Genomic DNA, 2942 nt, shown 5'->3' on the forward strand with positions numbered 1-2942 from the left:
CGCGAATGCAGTGTGTCAGTCAGTACATGGAGTACTGATAGACCGCATTCGCGAGCAAGCCCGCTCCCACAGTGGGTGTTGCGGTGCCCTCAGGCTTTTTGCCAGACCTTGGGCTTGAAGAACAACGTCTCACCGCGCGCCAAGCCGGTCAGGCTGTCGTGATCCTTGACCACTTCAGCTTCGATCAGCTCGCTCTGGCCTTCCACCTTCAAGGTCACCCGCGTGGTAGCGCCGAGTGGGCGAATGTCGCGCACTTCAGCCGCATGGTGATCTTCGAGTTCATGCCGCGACAGCGATACTTCATGCGGGCGGAACAGCACGTGCTTGTCTTCCCCCAGGTGCAGGCGGTTGGAGTCGCCGAGGAAGTGGTAAACGAAATCGCTGGCCGGGTTTTCATACACTTCGCCCGGTGAGCCGATCTGCTCGATCACGCCCTTGTTCATCACCACGATACGGTCGGCGACTTCCATGGCCTCTTCCTGGTCGTGGGTCACGAACACCGAGGTCAGGTTGATGTCTTCGTGCAGGCGCGCCAGCCAGCGGCGCAGCTCTTTACGCACCTTGGCGTCGAGAGCGCCGAAAGGTTCGTCCAGCAGCAGCACTTTCGGTTCCACCGCCAGGGCGCGGGCCAGGGCGATACGTTGGCGCTGGCCACCGGAGAGTTGCTCCGGGTAGCGATCCGACAGCCAGTCCAGCTGCACCATGTTCAACAGCTCATGCACCTTAACCGCGATCTGGCTTTCGCTCGGGCGCTGGTTTTTCGGCTTCATGCGCAGGCCGAAGGCGACGTTGTCGAACACCGTCATGTGGCGGAACAGCGCGTAGTGCTGGAACACAAACCCGACGTTGCGATCACGCACATCGTGGCCGGAGACGTCTTCACCGTGGAACACGATGCTGCCGTCATCCGGGGTTTCCAGGCCGGCAATGATGCGCAGCAAGGTGGTCTTGCCGCAGCCGGACGGGCCGAGCAACGCCACCAGCTCGCCACTCTGGATGTCCAGATTGATGCTGTTCAGGGCCTTGAAGGCGTTGAAATTCTTGCTGACATTACGGACTTCGATCGACATGACTTATTCCTCAGCCGCACTGGCACGCAGGCGATTAATACGGTTCTCGCTCCACTGCTTGAGCAGCAGGATGAAGAGCGCCAGGATCAGCAACAGACTCGCCACCGCAAACGCAGCGACGTGGTTGTATTCGTTGTAGAGAATCTCGACGTGCAGCGGCAGGGTGTTGGTCACGCCGCGAATGTGGCCGGACACCACCGACACTGCGCCGAATTCACCCATGGCCCGTGCGGTACACAGCACCACGCCGTAGATCAGGCCCCATTTGATGTTCGGCACGGTGACATGCCAGAACATCTGCCAGCCGTTGGCGCCGAGCAGGCGCGCGGCCTCTTCTTCCTGGGTGCCCTGCTCCTGCATCAGCGGGATCAGTTCACGCGCAACGAAGGGCACGGTGACAAAAATGGTCGCGAGCACGATGCCGGGCAAGGCGAACACGATCTGGATGTCATGGTCTTGCAGCCATGGGCCGAAGAAGCCCTGGGCGCCGAACATCAGCACATAGACCAGGCCCGCGATCACCGGCGAGACCGAGAACGGCAGGTCGATCAGCGTGACCAGGATGCTCTTGCCACGGAACGAGTACTTGCTCACGCACCACGCGGCGCTGACCCCGAACACCACGTTGAGCGGTACCGAAATCACCACGGCGATGACCGTGAGTTTCAGCGCCGACAGCGCGTCGGGTTCGAGGATCGCGGTGAAGAACGCGCCGAGGCCATTCTTCAACCCCTGGGACACCACGATAAACAGCGGCAGCAGCAGGAACAGGAAGAACACCAGCCAGCCGAGGCTGATCAGGATGCGTCGCGACACCGCGCTGCCACGACGGGCAGCGTTGGCCGAGGACGCGGCGGAAATAGACGATTGGGACATGTTCCGCGCCTCCTTATGGGTGTTCGATGCGACGCTGCAGCAAGTTGATCAGCAGCAGCAAAATAAAGGAAACCACCAGCATCAGCACACCGATGGACGTGGCGCCGTGGTAGTCGTACTGGTCGAGCTTGACCATGATCAGCAGCGGCAGGATCTCGGTTTTCATCGGCATATTGCCGGCGATGAAAATCACCGAACCGTACTCGCCGACGCCACGGGCAAAGGCCAGGGCGAAACCGGTCAGCCAGGCAGGCAGCAGCGCGGGCACGAGGATGTAGCGGAACACTTGCAGCGGTTTGGCGCCCAGGCAGGCGGCGGCTTCTTCGATTTCCCGGGGGATATCGGCGAGTACCGGCTGCACGGTGCGCACCACGAACGGCAGGGTGACGAACGTCAGCGCCAGGGTGATGCCCAGCGGGGTGTAGGCGATCTTGAAGCCCAGGTCAGTGGCGAACTGGCCGACCAGGCCGGTCGGCGTGTACAGCGCCGTCAGCGCGATACCGGCGACGGCGGTGGGCAAGGCGAACGGCAGGTCGATCATCGCATCGATGATCTTGCGTCCGGGGAAGGTGTAGCGCACCAGCACCCAGGCCAGCAGCGTGCCGATCACGCCATTGATCAGCGCGGCATACAGCGCGGTGCTGAAGCTCAGTTTCAACGCCGCCAGCACGCGCGGTGCGGAAATGATGTTCCAGAACTGATCCCAAGTGAGTTGAGCGGCGTGTACAAACATCGCCGCGAGGGGGATGAGTACGATCAGGCTGAGGTACACCACGGTGTAGCCCAGCGTCAGCCCGAAGCCGGGTATGACGGGGGAAATACGACGCGACATAAAAGTCCTTGGTTAGCGGGTAGATACCACTGTAGGAGCGCGCTTCCTGCAGGAGCTGGAGCTTCTGTGGGAGCCGGGCTTGCCCGCGATGCAAGCACCTCGGTGTATCAGTCGCACCGAGGTGATGCTTCGCAGGCAAGCCAGCTCCCACATAAGCCCAGCTC

At 61.6% G+C, this 2942-nt stretch carries 3 protein-coding genes; all 3 read right to left on the reverse strand.

What is annotated here, in order from left to right; all coding sequences use genetic code 11:
* Positions 1 to 89: 89 nt before the first annotated feature.
* Genes QMX97_RS31885 through cysT form a run of 3 tightly spaced genes read right to left on the reverse strand, consistent with a single transcriptional unit; the run spans position 90 to position 2778 of the window.
* Complete coding sequence (locus QMX97_RS31885) at positions 90 to 1070, reverse strand: sulfate ABC transporter ATP-binding protein (protein ID WP_065899550.1); 981 nt, start codon at positions 1068 to 1070, stop codon at positions 90 to 92.
* A gap of 3 nt (positions 1071 to 1073) precedes the next feature.
* Positions 1074 to 1946 carry a sulfate ABC transporter permease subunit CysW gene (gene cysW, locus QMX97_RS31890; protein WP_065899549.1) on the reverse strand — a complete coding sequence of 291 codons (873 nt, stop codon included), beginning with the start codon at positions 1944 to 1946 and terminating at the stop codon, positions 1074 to 1076.
* Positions 1947 to 1959: 13 nt separating this feature from the next.
* A complete protein-coding gene (cysT, locus tag QMX97_RS31895) occupies positions 1960 to 2778 on the reverse strand; it encodes a sulfate ABC transporter permease subunit CysT (protein WP_065899548.1) in 819 nt (272 codons plus the stop codon).
* Positions 2779 to 2942 lie beyond the last annotated feature (164 nt).

The sequence above is a fragment of the Pseudomonas sp. PS01298 genome, assembly GCF_029959745.1.
GTDB classification, from domain to species: Bacteria; Pseudomonadota; Gammaproteobacteria; order Pseudomonadales; family Pseudomonadaceae; genus Aquipseudomonas; species Aquipseudomonas aylmerensis.